Origin of the sequence: Rhizobium sp. FKL33, from assembly GCF_005222915.1 — a bacterium.
Classification (GTDB): Bacteria; Pseudomonadota; Alphaproteobacteria; order Rhizobiales; family Rhizobiaceae; genus Rhizobium_E.
In genome coordinates this window covers 130,023-146,434 of the sequence record NZ_STFX01000019.1, presented here as the reverse complement: position 1 = coordinate 146,434, position 16,412 = coordinate 130,023, and the positions used below count along the sequence as shown (strand labels likewise).

General features: G+C 62.8%; 11 protein-coding genes. 5 read left to right on the top strand and 6 right to left on the bottom strand.

Features of this window, described 5'->3' with window-relative positions:
- Positions 1-44: 44 nt before the first annotated feature.
- Both E8Q41_RS12250 and E8Q41_RS12245 read right to left on the bottom strand, forming a co-directional pair.
- Positions 45-1,442, bottom strand: a complete 1,398-nt coding sequence (locus E8Q41_RS12250; RefSeq protein ID WP_137155831.1) for an MATE family efflux transporter — start codon at positions 1,440-1,442, stop codon at positions 45-47.
- 91 nt (positions 1,443-1,533) lie between these two features.
- Positions 1,534-2,784: a TCR/Tet family MFS transporter gene (locus tag E8Q41_RS12245; protein WP_137155830.1), complete on the bottom strand. Its 1,251-nt coding sequence runs from the start codon at positions 2,782-2,784 to the stop codon at positions 1,534-1,536.
- Positions 2,785-3,271: 487 nt separating this feature from the next.
- Here E8Q41_RS12245 and E8Q41_RS26125 point away from each other — a divergent pair, with 487 nt between their 5' ends.
- The 3 genes from E8Q41_RS26125 (at position 3,272) to E8Q41_RS12230 (ending at position 7,804) form a co-directional block, all read left to right on the top strand.
- Entirely contained in the window at positions 3,272-4,165 is an 894-nt protein-coding gene (locus tag E8Q41_RS26125; protein ID WP_137155829.1) for a calcium-binding protein, read from the top strand.
- A gap of 170 nt (positions 4,166-4,335) precedes the next feature.
- Complete coding sequence (locus E8Q41_RS12235; RefSeq protein ID WP_170976464.1) at positions 4,336-6,753, top strand: cadherin domain-containing protein; 2,418 nt, start codon at positions 4,336-4,338, stop codon at positions 6,751-6,753.
- Positions 6,754-6,817: 64 nt separating this feature from the next.
- Entirely contained in the window at positions 6,818-7,804 is a 987-nt protein-coding gene (locus E8Q41_RS12230) for a heme acquisition protein HasA (RefSeq protein WP_137155827.1), read from the top strand.
- 93 nt (positions 7,805-7,897) lie between these two features.
- Here E8Q41_RS12230 and E8Q41_RS12225 read toward each other — a convergent pair whose 3' ends face one another.
- The 3 genes from E8Q41_RS12225 to E8Q41_RS12215 all read right to left on the bottom strand — a co-directional run bounded on the left by E8Q41_RS12225 (position 7,898) and on the right by E8Q41_RS12215 (position 10,908).
- Positions 7,898-8,800 carry a neutral zinc metallopeptidase gene (locus E8Q41_RS12225; RefSeq protein WP_137155826.1) on the bottom strand — a complete coding sequence of 301 codons (903 nt, stop codon included), beginning with the start codon at positions 8,798-8,800 and terminating at the stop codon, positions 7,898-7,900.
- An 83-nt stretch (positions 8,801-8,883) separates the two neighbouring features.
- The gene (locus tag E8Q41_RS26120) at positions 8,884-10,224 is read right to left on the bottom strand and encodes a M10 family metallopeptidase C-terminal domain-containing protein (RefSeq protein WP_137155825.1); all 1,341 of its coding nucleotides are present in this window, start codon (positions 10,222-10,224) and stop codon (positions 8,884-8,886) included.
- 135 nt (positions 10,225-10,359) lie between these two features.
- Positions 10,360-10,908: a DUF2306 domain-containing protein gene (locus tag E8Q41_RS12215; RefSeq protein ID WP_137155824.1), complete on the bottom strand. Its 549-nt coding sequence runs from the start codon at positions 10,906-10,908 to the stop codon at positions 10,360-10,362.
- 87 nt (positions 10,909-10,995) lie between these two features.
- Between E8Q41_RS12215 and E8Q41_RS12210 the strand changes: the two genes are divergently transcribed.
- Positions 10,996-11,829, top strand: a complete 834-nt coding sequence (locus E8Q41_RS12210; protein ID WP_137155823.1) for a LytTR family DNA-binding domain-containing protein — start codon at positions 10,996-10,998, stop codon at positions 11,827-11,829.
- 6 nt (positions 11,830-11,835) lie between these two features.
- On the opposite strand, the gene E8Q41_RS12205 is transcribed toward E8Q41_RS12210, so the two are convergent.
- The gene (locus tag E8Q41_RS12205) at positions 11,836-12,504 is read right to left on the bottom strand and encodes a glutathione S-transferase (RefSeq protein ID WP_137155822.1); all 669 of its coding nucleotides are present in this window, start codon (positions 12,502-12,504) and stop codon (positions 11,836-11,838) included.
- Between the two features lie 353 nt (positions 12,505-12,857).
- On the opposite strand from E8Q41_RS12205, the gene carB reads away from it, so the two are divergent.
- Entirely contained in the window at positions 12,858-16,346 is a 3,489-nt protein-coding gene (carB, locus tag E8Q41_RS12200; RefSeq protein WP_137155821.1) for a carbamoyl-phosphate synthase large subunit, read from the top strand.
- The last annotated feature ends 66 nt before the right edge of the window (positions 16,347-16,412 follow it).

Sequence of the window (16,412 nt, the reverse complement as noted above, 5' to 3'; positions counted from 1 at the left end):
CGGACAATCCCGGCGCGGCGTTTTCGTGTGATCCCTACCCTGTCTCAGACGGCCGGCGCCATACGCCGGACCATCATCGCATAGCGCCCGAGCAACAGCACCGAGGCGGCGACGAGGCCGACCAGGAAGCCGATCCAGACGCCGGTTCCGCCCATCCCGGCCGGGAACGCCAGCACATAGGCGAGAAGAAAGCCGATCGGCCAATAGGAGATCAGCGCCAGCCACATCGGCGCGCGCGTATCCTTGACGCCGCGCAGCAGGCCGGCGGCGATCGCCTGCAACCCGTCGGCCATCTGGAACAGGCCGGCGATGACCACGAGGCCGGTGGCGTAAGCCAGCACAGCCTCCGCTTCCGGCTTGCTGGCGTCGAGATAGAGCGCGGCCAGTTCGCGCGGATAGAAGAAGAACAACAAACCGCCGATGGCCGAGAACACCACGGATAGGCCCACCACCACCCAGGAGGCGCGGGTCAGCGCCAGGTGATCGCCCGCCCCTACCGCAAGCCCGATGCGCACGGTGGCGGCCTGCGCCAGGCCGAGCGGAATCATGAAGGCGACCGAGGCCCATTGCAGCGCGATGCCATGGGCGGCGAGCTCCACCGTGCCGATCCAGCCCATCAGCAGCGATGCGCCGGTGAACAGGCTGACCTCGGCGAGAATGGTGAAGCTGATCGGCAGTCCCAGATGTACGACTTCCCCGAGCATGCGCCAGTCCGGCCGCCAGAAGCGCACGAACAGTTCATAGGCGCTGAGATCCGGCCGCCACTGAATATAGGCGATGGTGAGCACGAGGCCGAGAATATTGGCCGCCAGCGCCACGACCGAGGCGCCGTACATGCCGAGCGCCGGCATGCCGAAATGACCGAGCACCAGGCCATAGGCGAAGAAGCCGTTGAAGATCAGGATGACGATGGTGACATAGAGAATGATCCCGGCATGGCCGACCGCGCTCAGGAAAGAGCGCAGCACCATGAAGAACAGCGCCGGCAGCACGCCCCAGCCGGCGACGGCGAGATAATCGCCGGCGAGTTTGGCGAGATGCGGATTCTGTCCCGCCCAGATCAACGCCGTTTCGGCATGCAGGATCGCCGGCGCCACCACCACGCCATAGGCGATGGCGGTCCAGAGCCCCATGCGGACGGAGCGGCGCAGCGCCACGCCATCGCCGCGCGCGAAAGCCTGGGCGGCGAGCGGCACCACGGCGGCGGCGAAACCGGTGCCGAAGATGAACAGCGTGAAGAAATACTGCCCGGCCAGCACGATCGAGGCGAGCTCATCTGTGCCCAATCGGCCGATCACGAAGACGTCGGTCAGGTGAATGCCGAGCTGGGCGAGCTGCGCGCCGACCAGGGGCACGCCGAGCATCACGGTCGCCCTGACATGGCCGAGCCAGCTGTTGTTGCCGAAATCCGTCTGCGGCGCGCGGGTGATCGCCTGTTCCATGATCCATCTCCTTGACGCGTCGCTTGCTAGCGGAAAACCGCGCGGCAGGCCAGTCGCGCCGCCGATGCGTCACGAGAATGAATGAGTGCCCTCAATGGCCGTGAAGCGTGGGCGCAACAGCGCCGCCCCGCGGCGGCCGCACATAGAGCATGAAGATGACCAGCCCCGCCAAAGACATCAGCCCCGCCGCCGCATAGGGCGCGCCGGGAAACTCGATCGGGGCCGAAGGTCCGGTGAAGGCGCTGAACAGGCTGGAGAAGATATAGGGGCCGATGATCGAGGTGACGCTCGACAGGCTGGTCAGCGTGCCCTGCAACTCGCCCTGCATGGACGGATGCACGCCCGCCGCCGAAATCGACCGGAGCACCGGATCGGTGATGCTTTCCAGGCAGCAGAGGAAGATGATCGCAAACACCATCCAGCCTTCCCAGGCGAAGGCGTAGCCGAAAAAGCCGGCCATGCAGAAGAACAGGCCGATGACGCCGGCCCGCCAGTCGCCATAACGCTTGACGATGCGCGGCAGCACCAGCCCCATCACCAGCGCGCTCATCACCCCGAAGGCGCCGAGCGACAGGCCGATCATGCCCTGGCTCCAGCCATAGCGGTAATCGGCGACGAAGGGCCAGGCGATCGGGTAGACGACATGGGCGAGCCAGAACAGCACCATCACCGTGGCGATCCAGCCGATGCCCTTGTAATGGCGCAATTGCATCAGCCCGCCGAGCGGATTGGCGCGCTTGAGATCGAAGGGCCGGCGCATGGAAGCCGGCAAGGTTTCCGGCAGCGCGAAAAGCGCAATGGCAAAGTTGAGAAAGGCGATGCCGGCTGCGGCGTAGAACGGCACGCGCGGGCCGAATTCGCCGAGAAAGCCGCCGATGACGGGACCGAGCGTGAAGCCGACCCCGAAGGAAATGCCGACAAGGCCGAAATTGCGCGAGCGGTTTTCGTCATTGGAAATGTCGGCGATATAGGCCGAGGCCGTGGCGTAGCTGGCGCCGGAAATGCCGGCGAGAATGCGGCCCACGAACAGCATGCCATAGCTGCCGGCCAGCGCGCAGATGAGATTGTCGACGGCGAAAGTGAAAACCGAGGCGAGCAGCACCGGGCGCCGGCCGAATCGGTCGCTGAGATTGCCGATAAAGGCGCCGAACAGGAATTGCATGCCGGAATAGGCGATGAACAGCCAACTGCCTTCGAGCACGGCATGGCTGGCGTCGGCGCCGGTCAGTTCCTTCAGGAAGGCTGGCATCACAGGCATGATCAGCGCGATGCCCATCATATCCATCAGCAGGATGAAGAACACCAGCCAAAGCCCGAGCCGGGCCTTCTTTTCGTCGAGCATGCGGCCTCCGGAGCGGGATGATTCGCGGCTTAAAGAACATAATGAGAACGATGTTTATTTTCAAATAAGCTATTATGACAGCGACATCAATCCGTTGTGCGAGCAGCAGGCAATAAGCGCAATTTTTGTGCGATTATTTAGTTGACTCCAAAAGTCATGTTAGTTTAGTTAACGCGCAGAGGTTGAGCCAGCCACAGCGAACGCCGTCGCTTCGATGGAAGCGTTACCGCCGTTCATACGCCAGCAAGCCTATCCGTCATAGTGCAATTCCTGCTTTTGCCGTGGCTTCGCCGCGCGTGAAAGCGCGTCGACGCGCAGGCGCCCGAAAGGGATCTCCCGCGCGAACGGAGAAGTATTTATGTTTATAATTCAATATTTTAGAAAAACAGAAATCAATCATAACCATTGCGCGCCTGCTCTCGCGCGCTGTCGGCGGAGCATGAAAGCGCAAGCCGAACAATTTTAAAAACACCAAGGAGACACGACAATGGCGACTGCGACAGTCAACAGCACATCGGGTGTGAACTTCAACTACGGCGCTAGCAACTATCTCGACACGGTCGGCGACGGCTTCAATTCGGCCACCGGCCAGTTCGGCTATTTCAACGTCGCCGCCAATGCCTCTGGCGCCTATAACAGCGCGACGGAATATTCGATCGCCACCGCCGACAATGACGGCGACGGCGTTTATGACGACGGCTCCGCCTGGATCGTCAACGGCAACTTCAACTACAGCCGCGGCACCTTCACCGGCACCGTCGATTCGCTGGCCTTCGGCACCGGCCTCAGCGGCATCACCGCCGCCGGCACCGGTTATTCGTCCTCCGACGTCTCGCTCGTCTCCACCGATGTGACGCTCTCGGACCTCAATATGAGCGGCGCGGATGCGACCACCGTGCTCTACGGCCTGATGAACGGAAATGAAGAGGCGCTGGAGACATGGCTCTCCAACAACGCCGTCACCTTCAATGGCGGCGCTGTCGCCGACGCCTATCAGGGCGGCAGCCAGGCCGACACGCTGAACGGCAACAACGGCAATGACACCCTGGCCGGCGGCGGCGGCGCGGATGCGCTGACCGGCGGGGCAGGCAATGACACGTTTGTCTTCGCCGCAGCCTCCGACAGTACGGTGAGCGCCTCCGACACGATCACGCAGTTCGTTGCTGGTGGCGTTTCGGGAGGCGTTGACAAGCTCGATGTCAGCGCCCTCGGCCTGAGCGGCGGCTATAGCGGCTCCACCGCCGCCGCCGACAGCCTGTGGTACGACAGCGCCGCCGGCAAATTCTATGCCGACACCGATGGCGACGCCACGGCCGATTTCGCCGTCGCCGCCACCTCGGTGACCGGCGTAGTCGACAGCGGCGATTTCCTGTTCGCATAACCATCGAAGGCGCGGGCCCAGGCTCGCGCCTTTTTCCGTCTTCGCCTCTTGCAAGTCCGGCAGAGCCGCAAAACGGTTTTGCCGGGCTTACGTGAAAACCAAAGATTACAGTTCTTCCGATGAACGGGCGTCACCGGAAGAGCTCTTTCCGCCAATTCCGGGAGTCCTCGATGTCCACCACCTACACCAACGGCAATTTCACCATCACCATCGACCAGACGACCTGGGCGGAAACCATTGCGGCGGGCGAGACCGTCGCAACGGTGACGATCGAAAATTCCGGCGGCGTCAACTATCTTGCGCTTTATGGATACGATACGAATTCCATAGCGACCGTGGCGGGCCTGACAATTGTTTATGGAAGCCGGACCGGCAGTGGCGAAATGGACTTTTCCGGGGAAACCAGCGTCACATTACAGTTGGTGGCAACCAAAGACATCGACGCCACCGCGCTCGATCTGCTGAACACCTACTTCTATCTCTACGGCGGTGAATGGACGGAAGAAGCAACCGTCGATATCGACATCACCATCAACGAAGCCCCCGAGGCGATATCTCTGACCACGTCGACCGTGTCGGAGGACGCCGCCCTTGGAACCGTGATCGGCGCGCTGGCCGCCACCGACGCCGAAGGCGACGCCATCACCTATACGCTGACAGACGACGCCGACGGCCAATTTACCCTCGTCACCACCGACGGCGTCACCTCGCTCGTGCTCAATGGCGCGCTCGATTATGAACAGGCTTCGTCCTACGAGATCGAGGTTCAGGCATATGACGGCTACAACACCACCACCCAGACCCTGACCGTGGCGGTCGGCGACGTATTTGAGAACACCGCCCCCACCGACATCGCCATTTCCAACGCCACGCTGAAGGAATCCGCCCGCGTCGGCTTCGTGGTCGGCACGCTTTCGGCCACCGACGCCGAGGGCGATGCGATCACCTGGTCGCTGGAAAGCGGCAAGGGCGACAATGACACTTATTTCGACCTCGTCGAAAATGACGACGGCACGGTCAACGTCGTGCTCAAGTGGACGCTGGATCACGAAAGTTCCGGCGGCGTCTATGACCTCGTCGTGACCGCCACCGATAGCAATGGCGCTGCTACCACCGAGACCATCAGCGTCACCGCCGAAGAGGAATATTTCAAGCTCAGTTCCTCGCCGACCGGCTACAACTATCTCTCGGTCACCGAAGCGGCGGAGAAGGGCCAGGAACTCGGCTATGTCATGAAGTTCGACGATTCCTTCGTGCCGGTCAGCGCCGAACTCACCGATGACGCCGATGGCGCCTTCTCGCTCAAGACCCGCGTGGTCGATGGCGAGACCCGCTATTATCTCGTCACCAACAAGGCGCTCGATTACGAAAAGCAGGACAGCTATTCCGTCACCATCGAAGTCGAGAATTCCGAAGGCGAGACCCAGGAAAAGACCTTCGAAGTGCAGGTGCTCGACGCCACTGAGACGGGCGACACGGCGCGCGGCAACATCACCATTGACGCCAACACCCTCACCGCCGGGGAAAATGGCGGCTTGAACTGGGACACCTATCTCGACGATTACTGGGCGAAGCTTGGCTACTGGCTGCCTAACTTTTACCCTTCTGGAACCGGCTACAACACCAGCAATCCATCCTCCGAGTTCCTCTACAGCAATGGAGAGACCATTCTTTCCGTGGGAGGCGCGCTCACCTATGTCTGGAACGACCCGGAAACCGGCGAGGATGTGCATGTGGTGGCCGGCTCCATCACCGACCTCGTCTTCGGCTCGGGCTCGACCACCGACGGCGTGACCGACGCTGAAGTGTCGATCAGCGGCCTCGACCTCGAAAGCGGCACGACGCCAGACAATCGCCTCTCCGGCGAGGTCAATCTGGTCGCCTCCGCCTTCATGCACGGCCCCGACGAGGCGACGCCTGCGGAATTCGCCTATGTCAAGGCGCTGCTCGCCTCCTACGCCCAGACCTTCCTCGGCTCCTCGGGCGCCGACACCTATACCGGCACGATGTTCGACGACACGGTGAAGGGCAATGGCGGCAATGACACGTTCAAGGGCGGCGCCGGCAATGACGCGCTGACCGGCGGCGCCGGCGACGACAAGCTCTACGGCCAGACGGGCGTCGACAAACTGAACGGCGGCGCGGGCGCCGATCTCCTGCAGGGCGCGGCGGGCAACGACACGCTCGCAGGCGGCGCAGGCGTCGACACGCTGCAGGGCGGCGACGGCGTCGACCAGCTGACCGGCGGCGCGGGCGCCGACAAGCTCACCGGCGGCAAGGGCGCGGATATGTTCATCTTCTCCGCCGTCTCGGACTCCGCCGGCAAGACCTATGACACGATCTACGACTTCGCCGCCGCCGACACGATCGACCTCTCGGCCATCGACGCCAACAGCAAGAAGAGCGGCAACCAGGCCTTCTCCTTCATCGGCAGCGACGATTTCTCGAAGCAAGCCGGCGAGTTGCGCTTCGAAAAGGTCAAGGGCGACACGATCATCGAAGCCGACCGCAACGGCGACGGCAAGGCCGACTTCATCCTGCATCTGGACGACGCCATGACCATGAAGGCGGCCTATTTCGACCTTTGATCCCAACACGACACGGCGGCGGGCCGCGCCCGCCGTCCAGCAATCCTGAACAGGAGACGAGATCATGGCGATTGCCATCACGGTCGGCTCATCCGCCGGCGTCAATGTGAATGTCGGATCGAGCGGCTATTTTTCCACGCTGCCGGCGATGTTCGATCTGCAGAACATGAATTTCGGCTATTTCTACAACAATATGAACAGCGCCTCGGAATATGGCCTGGCCGAAACCAAGGAAGACACGGCCTTTACCGGCGGCGCGGCGATGAAAGCCACCGGCAATCTCAGCTACAGTCTCACCACGCATAACGTGACCGGACGGCTGGACACGCTCGCCTTCGGCTCCGAACTCGAGGGCGTGACCGCCGGCTATGGCACGACTTCCACCAAGATGAGCCTCGGGACCACCGATCTCACCTTCAAGAATCTCGGCCTCGACGCCGCTGACGGCGACGCCGTGCATGAGATTCTCTACGGCCTGATGACCGGCGACGCTTCCGACTTCCTTGCATATCTCAAGACCCAATCCGTCAACTTCACCGGCGGCGCAGGCGCCGACAGCTATCAGGGCGGCGGCAAGGCCGATACGCTGTCCGGCTTGGGCGGCAAGGACACGCTGATCGGCGGCGGCGGCAACGACACGCTGTCGGGCGGCGCGGGAGCCGATACGCTGACCGGCAACGCCGGCAAGGACAGCCTGTATGGCGGCGGGGCGGCGGACGCGCTGACTGGCGGGGCCGGCGCCGACAGTTTCGTGTTCAAGGCGCTGAGCGACTCGCGCGGGGCTTCGTTCGACACGATCACCGACTTCTCTGCCACGGGCGGCGACAGCATCGACCTCTCGGCCCTCGACGCCGATACGACCAAATCGAAGAACCAGGCGTTCGACTTCATCGGCGCGGCTGAATTCTCCGGCGACGCCGGCGAACTGCGCACCGTCAAATCCTCGACGGGCACGGATGTCTATGCCGACGTCAACGGCGACAAGACCGCCGATTTCGCCCTGCATTTCGACGATTCCCTCACGCTCAAGGCCTCCTATTTCGAGCTTTGAGCCCAGAAATGTCCGGATTATCTCCATCCGGACATGACGGCCGCCTCCTGCCCCCTGCCAGGCGTCTCGCGGCGGCCGTCTTACCTCTTCCGATCAGATCCGGCCCGAAAAAGTGTCGCAGGCGCTCATTTTGCCGCTCTCGTAACCCCGGCGGAACCACTTGGCGCGCTGCGCCGAGGAGCCATGTGTGAAGCTGTCGGGCACGACATAGCCTTGCGACTTCTTCTGCAGCGCATCGTCGCCGATCTGATGGGCGGCGTTAAGCGCCTCGTCGATGTCTCCGGCTTCGAGCAACCCGCGCTGGTCGGTGAACTTGGCCCAGATCCCCGCAAAGCAATCCGCCTGCAATTCGACCCGGACAGACATGGCGTTGGCTTCCGTCTCGCTCATGGATTGCCGTGCGCGGTTGAACTTCGGCAGCACGCCGATCAGGTTCTGCACGTGATGGCCGACCTCATGCGCAATCACATAGGCCTGGGCGAAATCGCCCGAAGCGCCGAACTGATCCGACATTTCCCGGAAGAAATCCGTGTCGAGATAGACCTTCTGATCCGGCGGGCAATAGAACGGCCCGGTCGCGGAACTCGCCGTGCCGCATGCCGACGGGAACGAGCCCGAAAAAAGCACCAGGCGCGGCTCGGAATATTGCCGGCCGGCAGCGGCGAAAATGCCGTTCCAGGCGTCTTCGGTCTCGGCGAGCACCGTGCCGACAAAGGCCTTCATCTCGTCATTGGGGCCGGGCTGGGCGTTCTGGCTCTCGGTGTAGTTCGACGTCTGCGTCGACCCGCCGCCGAGCAATTGGCCGACATCGACGCCCATGAAATGCAGGATGACGATCACCACGATGAAGAACACCACCGAACCGACCGAGCCGCCGCGGCCGATCGGCAGATTGATCCCCCGCCGGCCGCCAAAGGGATCGCCGCCGATGCGACCGCCGCTATCGCCGCGATGATCCTCGACATTGTCGGACTGACGACGACCTTTCCATTCCATGCTGCACCCCAAGTAGATTTCCGGCGGAACCTCGCATGGAATGCCCGACCGATCAATCGGTTCCCTGGCGACGAGGAGGTCGATCAGAGATCGAAATTCGCCGCAACGGGTTCATGTCCGTTGAGCAGCCGAACCCTGAAATCGACGATCTTGTCGCCATCGAGATCCGCCTCGACGACAACCGCGCTCGCCTGATGCCGCAGCCGGATTTCGCCGGCGTCGCCGCTGAAAGCCTTGGCGCCGATGAATGACAGATCCTGGTCGACATCCGAGCCGAACGCGCTGAAATCCAGCCTGTCCCGCGACCCGAAATCGCTGATCGTATCGGCCGAAGACATCTTGGCCGACGAATCTGCGGACTTGAAGACGAAGACATCCGCCCCGCCTCCGCCGGAAAGACTGTCCTTGCCGGCGCCGCCGATCAACCGGTCGGCGCCGTCGCCGGCGGTCAAACTGTCGTCGCCGGCGAGACCGCTCAACACATTGGCGCTCGCATTGCCGATGAGAATGTCGGCCTTGGAGCCGCCCCTCGCCTTTTCGATGGTGACGCCATTGGCGATGGTGTAGCCGCCGGTGAGCGTTTCGGAGGTGGACGTCCAGCCGCCGCCGCCGATTTCCGCCTTCAGCGTCGCCGCCCGGAGATCGATTTTAACGCGGCTCGATCCGACATAACGGATCTCGTCGACGCCGCCCGTGTCCCAGATCGTCGTATAGCCCTTGTTGAAATCGACGTCGTCGCTGAAGCGGTAGACGGTGTCGGCGGCGTTATGCGCGGTCTTCCCATACATATATTGAAGAGCGGCGATGTCGATCGCGCCGAAGGAGCCGGGTTGCGCGTTGAGTTCCGCGCCGACATCCACCGCGTCGGTGAAGGGATTGTCCTCGCCGAGATAGGGCGAGGTATAGCCCATGACGGTGTAGATCTGCGAGTTGATCTGGCCCGTTCCGTGGCTCGCCGGATCGCCGACGCCCGGCATGGCCGGGCCGGTATCCGTGTCGTGCGGATGTTTGAAACCGAGCGCATGGCCGAATTCGTGGATCCAGGTGAGGGAGAATGTCCCGAGCCTCACCGCCTCCGCCGACCCGGCGACATCTTTATCGATGCCTACGCTCGAGGTGACCGAGACCGCGCCCGGCCCGGGCACGCCCGACTCGCCGCCGCCGCCCTCAAACAGCAGGAAATTGATGTTGCCGGACGAGGCGACTTCGGTGAAACGCAGTTTGGTGAAGCTTTCGACATTGTCGAGAATCTGCCGATAGAAGGCTTTCCAGTCGCCTTCGTTCATATCGGGGACGCCATTCGAATTGATGTCGCTGGCTCCGAAACTATAGGTCAGCTTGGTCTTGCTCCACGCCGCGCCGTTCAGCAGTCCGTCGATGACGGCGTTCCCGGATAAAGCGACGACTTTGTAGGGATCCGCCATCTTCGGTCACTCCTCGACATCGGCCCCCGGGGACCGCAGCGCTGCCGCTTGCTTTGTATGACATCAAACGATCTTGACCGACATAGCATGCGGCAGGGGCGCATCCAAGCAACCTACAGCCGAGTTTCCGTTTATTCAGCGGATCGGTGGGCGACCCGACATCGCGCCTTCGGGCTTGATCGTCGCCAACGAATGGATCTCACTCGTCCATTTCTGAACGAAATGAAACGCGATCCACGGCCCGAACACCAGCGCCGCCAGCAGGACGAGCTGGCCGGGCGTGCTGCCTTCGATCAATACCCGGTTCATGATGCGGTAGGGCGCGAGCGTGAAGCCGCCGGCGATCAGGATGCCGCCGACATAGATCTGCGTCATCGCCAGCCTGTGGGCGCGGATATTGCCGCGCATCGCCGCCCTCACCGCATAGATGCAGCCGACGATGGTCAGCAACGACAAGAGATGGATCGGGCTGTATCCCCGCCACATGTTCAGTTCGTGGATGAACAGGCTCGCGATGGAACTGGCGATCATCAGCATAACCCAGAGGCGGCCGAGGAAACGATGCGCGGGCGATCCCTTGCGCCTCCAGAGAAGCAGAAAGGCGCCGATCACGGCAGACGGCAGCACGGTTGCGACATGGATCTGAACGGCAAGGGGAGCGGCGAGAAGCGGTTCTGGCGTCATGGGAAAGACCTCGATTGAATTTCGTTCCGTTCTTCGGCAGAAGAGGAAAATCGAGAAGCTGAACTGCGTGAAGGTGGAGAAAACTTCGTGAGTGACGGGGAGCCGCAATCCACGCTTCGTGAACTGCACGCCACCCTGTTGTCGCCGCGTTACTGGCTGACCGTGGGCATCGTTGTGCTCGTCTTCTGGATCACCGGCCCGTTCGGCACGCTGGAGGCGATGGGCGCCGTCAAGCGGCTGGCCTTCTGGCTTCTCCTGCAGGGCGCCGCCTTCACGATCGCCACCATCGCCTCCGCCGTCGCCGACCGGGCGCTGGCCGGCCTGCTGAAAAACAAGCTCGCACGGATGATGATCGGCTCAGCGCTCGCCGCTGCGCCGATCGGCGCCTGGATCGTCGTTCTGCAGTCAGGATTGATGGGCGATCCCGTCACCCTGGACGAATTCATCCGGCAAACGGCGGTGTCGCTGCCCCTGTGCATTCTCTTCTGTCTGCTGATCTATCTGACCGCGAGCTGGACCGAGACAGCTCCGCTTCAGCAAGCGGAACAATCATCGCCAACAGCCCCTCCGCCCAACGAAGTCGCAACCTGCGAGCCCCTGGAACCGCCGGCGATCATGGCGCGGCTCAAGCCGGAGACGCGGGGGCGGCTGCTCAGGCTGTCGGTGCAGGATCATTATACGGAAGTGGTGACCAGCCGCGGCCGCGACCTGATCCTGCTGCGCTTCTCCGACGCCATCAAGGAGACCGGCGCGACGCCCGGATTGCAGGTGCATCGCTCGCACTGGGTGGCCGACGATGTCGTCCGCCGCCTGTCGCGCGGATCGAACCGGCTGGTGCTGGAACTGACGGACGGCTCCGAAATTCCGGTCAGCCGGACCTATTCGGCCGAAGTCCGCGACCGCTTCGGCGATCGCGGTTGACGTGTCTCAGGACGGAACGCCGGCTGCGTCGCCCACCTTGGCTTCGGCGCGGCGATAAGCGGGTCGCGCCTTGATCGCCTCGGAATAGGCGAGAAGTCGGGGCTTGCTTTTGGCCTCCGGCAGCCGCGACAAAGCAGCCTCGACCGGATAGCTCATGGCGATGTCTGCAGCCGTGAACGCGCCGCCCGCAAACCAGCCGCCGCGCGCGAGCTCATCGCTCCAGTAATCGATCTGCGTCCGCAATTGCGGATCGATGAAGCTCTTGATCGCGCCTTTCGATATCATCGCCGCCACCGGCCGGATGAAGAAGGGCACGCGCTTGGGGATCGAGGCGAAGACCAGCCGCATGACCAGAGGCGGCATCGCCGAACCCTCCGCCGCATGCAGCCAATAGAGATAGCGCGCCCATTCCGCCGTGCCGACCGCCGGCTTGAGCCGCCCTGCCCCATAGGTTTCGAGAAGATATTCCAGAATCGCGCCGCTTTCGGCGACGACCAGACCCTCATCTTCAAGCACCGGCGACTTGCCGAGCGGATGTACCTTTTTCAGCGTATCCGGCGCGCGATAGTCGGGACCGCGCTTGTAGGTGACCACCTGATAGTCCAGCTCCAACTCCTCCAGAAGCCAGAGGATGCGGTGGGCGCGGGATTTTTCGAGATAATGAACGGTCAACATGGCATTGGGCTTTCAGTTTTCAAGGCAAGTCCGAACAGTCTTTGGCATAACTACATAGCCGCGATGCGGCCCGCCGCAAGCCGTAACAACGATCCGAAGCGAGAAGGAACGAACTGGCCTGTCCACAAAGGATGCGGCAGCTTTGCGCGCATCCGATTTACATGGAGAAGACCCCGCCGCCGGGTTGGGCGACGTCCCCAACTTTCCTGCCGGAGGGGTGATTTATGGGGTTCCGTTTCCGGGAACTATTCCCTATAAGCCGCTTCTAGCCTTTAAAGACCCAAGCTCCTGCGCCCCGGCCGGTAATTTACCGCAGCCGGCGATTGCCGCAGGCTAAAATGATGGAAAGCTCTATGCCGAAGCGCCAGGATATCAAATCCATTCTCATCATCGGCGCCGGTCCGATCGTCATCGGACAGGCCTGCGAATTCGACTATTCGGGAACGCAAGCCTGCAAAGCGCTGAAAGAAGAAGGCTATCGAGTGATCCTGGTCAACTCGAACCCGGCCACCATCATGACCGACCCGAACCTGGCCGACGCCACCTATGTGGAGCCGATCACCCCCGAGGTCGTCGCCAAGATCATCGCCAAGGAGCGCCCGGACGCGCTTCTGCCGACCATGGGCGGCCAGACGGCGCTCAACACGGCCCTGTCCCTCAAGCGCATGGGCGTGCTCGACCGCTACAATGTCGAGATGATCGGCGCAAAGCCGGCGGCGATCGACATGGCAGAAGACCGCGCCTTGTTCCGCGAAGCCATGGCCCGGATCGGGCTGGAAACGCCGAAGTCGATGCTGGCCAACGCCACCGAGATCAAGGACGCCGACCGCAAGGCGCATGAGGCGGAGCGCGCCAAGCTCAAGGCCGAGCTTTCGGGCGATGAACTCGACGCCGCGCTCGACGAACTCGAAAACCAGTGGAACCTCGGCGAGAGCGACCGCAAGCAGCGCTATATGAGTCACGCCCAGGCGATCGGCGCCAAGGCCCTGGACTATGTCGGCCTGCCGGCGATCATTCGCCCCTCCTTCACGCTGGGCGGCACCGGCGGCGGCATCGCCTATAACCGCTCGGAATTCTTCGACATCGTCCATTCCGGCCTCGACGCCTCGCCCACCACCGAAGTGCTGATCGAAGAATCCGTGCTCGGCTGGAAGGAATATGAAATGGAAGTGGTCCGCGACAAGGCGGACAACTGCATCATCATCTGCTCGATCGAAAATATCGATCCGATGGGCGTCCATACGGGCGATTCGATCACCGTCGCGCCGGCGCTGACGCTGACCGACAAGGAATACCAGATCATGCGCAACGCCTCGATCGCGGTGCTGCGCGAGATCGGCGTCGAAACCGGCGGCTCGAACGTGCAGTTCGCCGTCAATCCGGAAACCGGTCGCCTGATCGTCATCGAAATGAACCCGCGCGTGTCGCGCTCGTCGGCCCTGGCGTCCAAGGCCACCGGCTTCCCGATCGCCAAGATCGCCGCCAAGCTGGCAGTCGGCTACACGCTCGACGAACTGGAAAACGACATCACCGGCGGCGCGACGCCTGCCTCCTTCGAGCCGTCGATCGACTATGTCGTCACCAAGATCCCCCGTTTCGCCTTCGAGAAGTTCCCGGGCGCCGAGCCGACGCTGACCACGGCGATGAAGTCGGTCGGCGAGGTCATGGCCATCGGCCGCACCTTCCAGGAAAGCCTGCAGAAGGCGCTGCGCGGGCTCGAAACCGGCCTGACCGGCCTCGACGAGATCGAGATCCCCGGCCTCGGCGACGGCGACGACCACAACGCCATCCGCGCCGCCATCGGCACGCCGACGCCGGACCGCCTGCGCATGGTGGCGCAAGCGCTGCGCCTCGGCATGAGCCCGGAAGAAGTGCATGCCGGCTGCAAGATCGACCCGTGGTTCCTCGACCAGATCAAGGCGATCGTCGATACCGAAGCCCGCATTCGCGAGCATGGTCTGCCCGGCGACGCCCAGAATCTCCGCAAGCTGAAAGCCATGGGCTTCTCCGATGCGCGTCTCGCCACTCTGACCGGCAAGCGCCCGAAGGAAGTCGCGGAAATCCGCAACGCACTCAATGTCCGCCCCGTCTACAAACGCATCGACACTTGCGCGGCTGAATTCGCCTCGCCCACCGCCTATATGTACTCCACCTATGAGACGCCGTTTGCCGGCGCGACCCGTTCGGAAGCCGGGATTTCCGACCGCAAGAAGGTGGTGATCCTCGGCGGCGGCCCGAACCGCATCGGCCAGGGCATCGAATTCGACTATTGCTGCTGCCACGCCGCCTTCGCGCTGAAGGATGCGGGCTTCGAAGCGATCATGGTCAACTGCAATCCGGAAACCGTCTCGACCGACTACGACACCTCGGATCGTCTCTATTTCGAGCCGCTGACGGCCGAAGACGTCATCGAGATCCTCAAGATCGAGCAGGAGAAAGGCGAACTTCTCGGCGTGATCGTGCAGTTCGGCGGCCAGACCCCGCTGAAGCTGGCGGACGCGCTGGAGCGCGCCGGCATCCCGATCCTCGGCACCGCGCCCGACATGATCGATCTGGCCGAAGACCGCGACCGCTTCCAGAAGCTGTTGATGAAGCTCGATCTGACCCAGCCGAAGAATGGCATCGCCTATTCGGTCGAACAATCGCGCCTGGTCGCCACCGAAATCGGCTTCCCGCTGGTCGTGCGCCCGTCCTACGTGCTCGGCGGCCGCGCTATGCAGATCCTGCATTCCGAAAGCCAGCTGCAGACCTATCTGCTCGACACCGTGCCGGAACTCGTGCCTGAAGACATCAAGGCGCGTTACCCCAACGACAAGACCGGCCAGATCAACACGCTGCTCGGCAAGAACCCGCTGCTGTTCGATAGCTATCTGTCCAACGCCATCGAAGTGGATGTCGACTGCCTGTCGGATGGCAAGGACGTCTATATCTGCGGCATCATGGAGCATATCGAAGAGGCTGGCATCCATTCCGGCGACTCGGCCTGCTCGCTGCCGCCGCGCACGCTCTCCAAGGAAATCCTCGACGCGCTGGAAGTGCAGACCAAGGCGCTCGCCAAGGCGCTCAATGTCGGCGGCTTCATGAATGTGCAATACGCCATCAAGGACGGCGTGATCTATATTCTCGAAGTCAATCCGCGCGCCTCGCGCACCGTTCCTTTCGTCGCCAAGACCATCGGCGCGCCGATCGCCAAGATCGCCGCCCGCGTCATGGCCGGCGAAGCGCTGGACGTCGCCTTCTCGGCCTATACGCCGGAGAAGCCGGACAGCCGCAATCTGAAGCACATCGCCGTCAAGGAAGCCGTGTTCCCCTTCGCCCGCTTCCCGGGCGTCGACACGCTGCTGGGTCCGGAAATGCGCTCGACCGGCGAAGTCATCGGCCTCGACAAGGATTTCGCGCTGGCCTTCGCAAAGAGCCAGCTCGGCGCGAGCGTCGAGCTGCCGCGCTCCGGCACCGTCTTCGTCTCGGTGCGCGACAGCGACAAGGAACGGGTGCTTCCCGCCATGCGCATCCTCAACGAGATCGGCTTCAAGGTGCTGGCGACCGGCGGCACCCGCAGCTTCCTCGCCGCCAACGGCATCGAGTCGGTGAAGATCAACAAGGTGCTGGAAGGCCGTCCACATATCGAGGACGCCATCCGCAACCGTCAGGTTCAGCTGGTGATCAACACCACAGACGGCAACAAGGCGATCTCCGACTCCAAGTCGCTGCGCCGCGCCGCCCTGATGCAGAAGGTGCCCTACTACACCACCATGGCCGGCGCGCTCGCCGCCGCCGAAGCCATTCGGGCGCTGAAGGCCGGCAATCTCGAGGTCAAGCCGCTGCAGGCCTATTTCGCCTGATCGCTGCGCGCGACAGCGCCACATCTGAAACGACGAGCGGCGCCGGAGCGATCCGGCGCCGCTTCT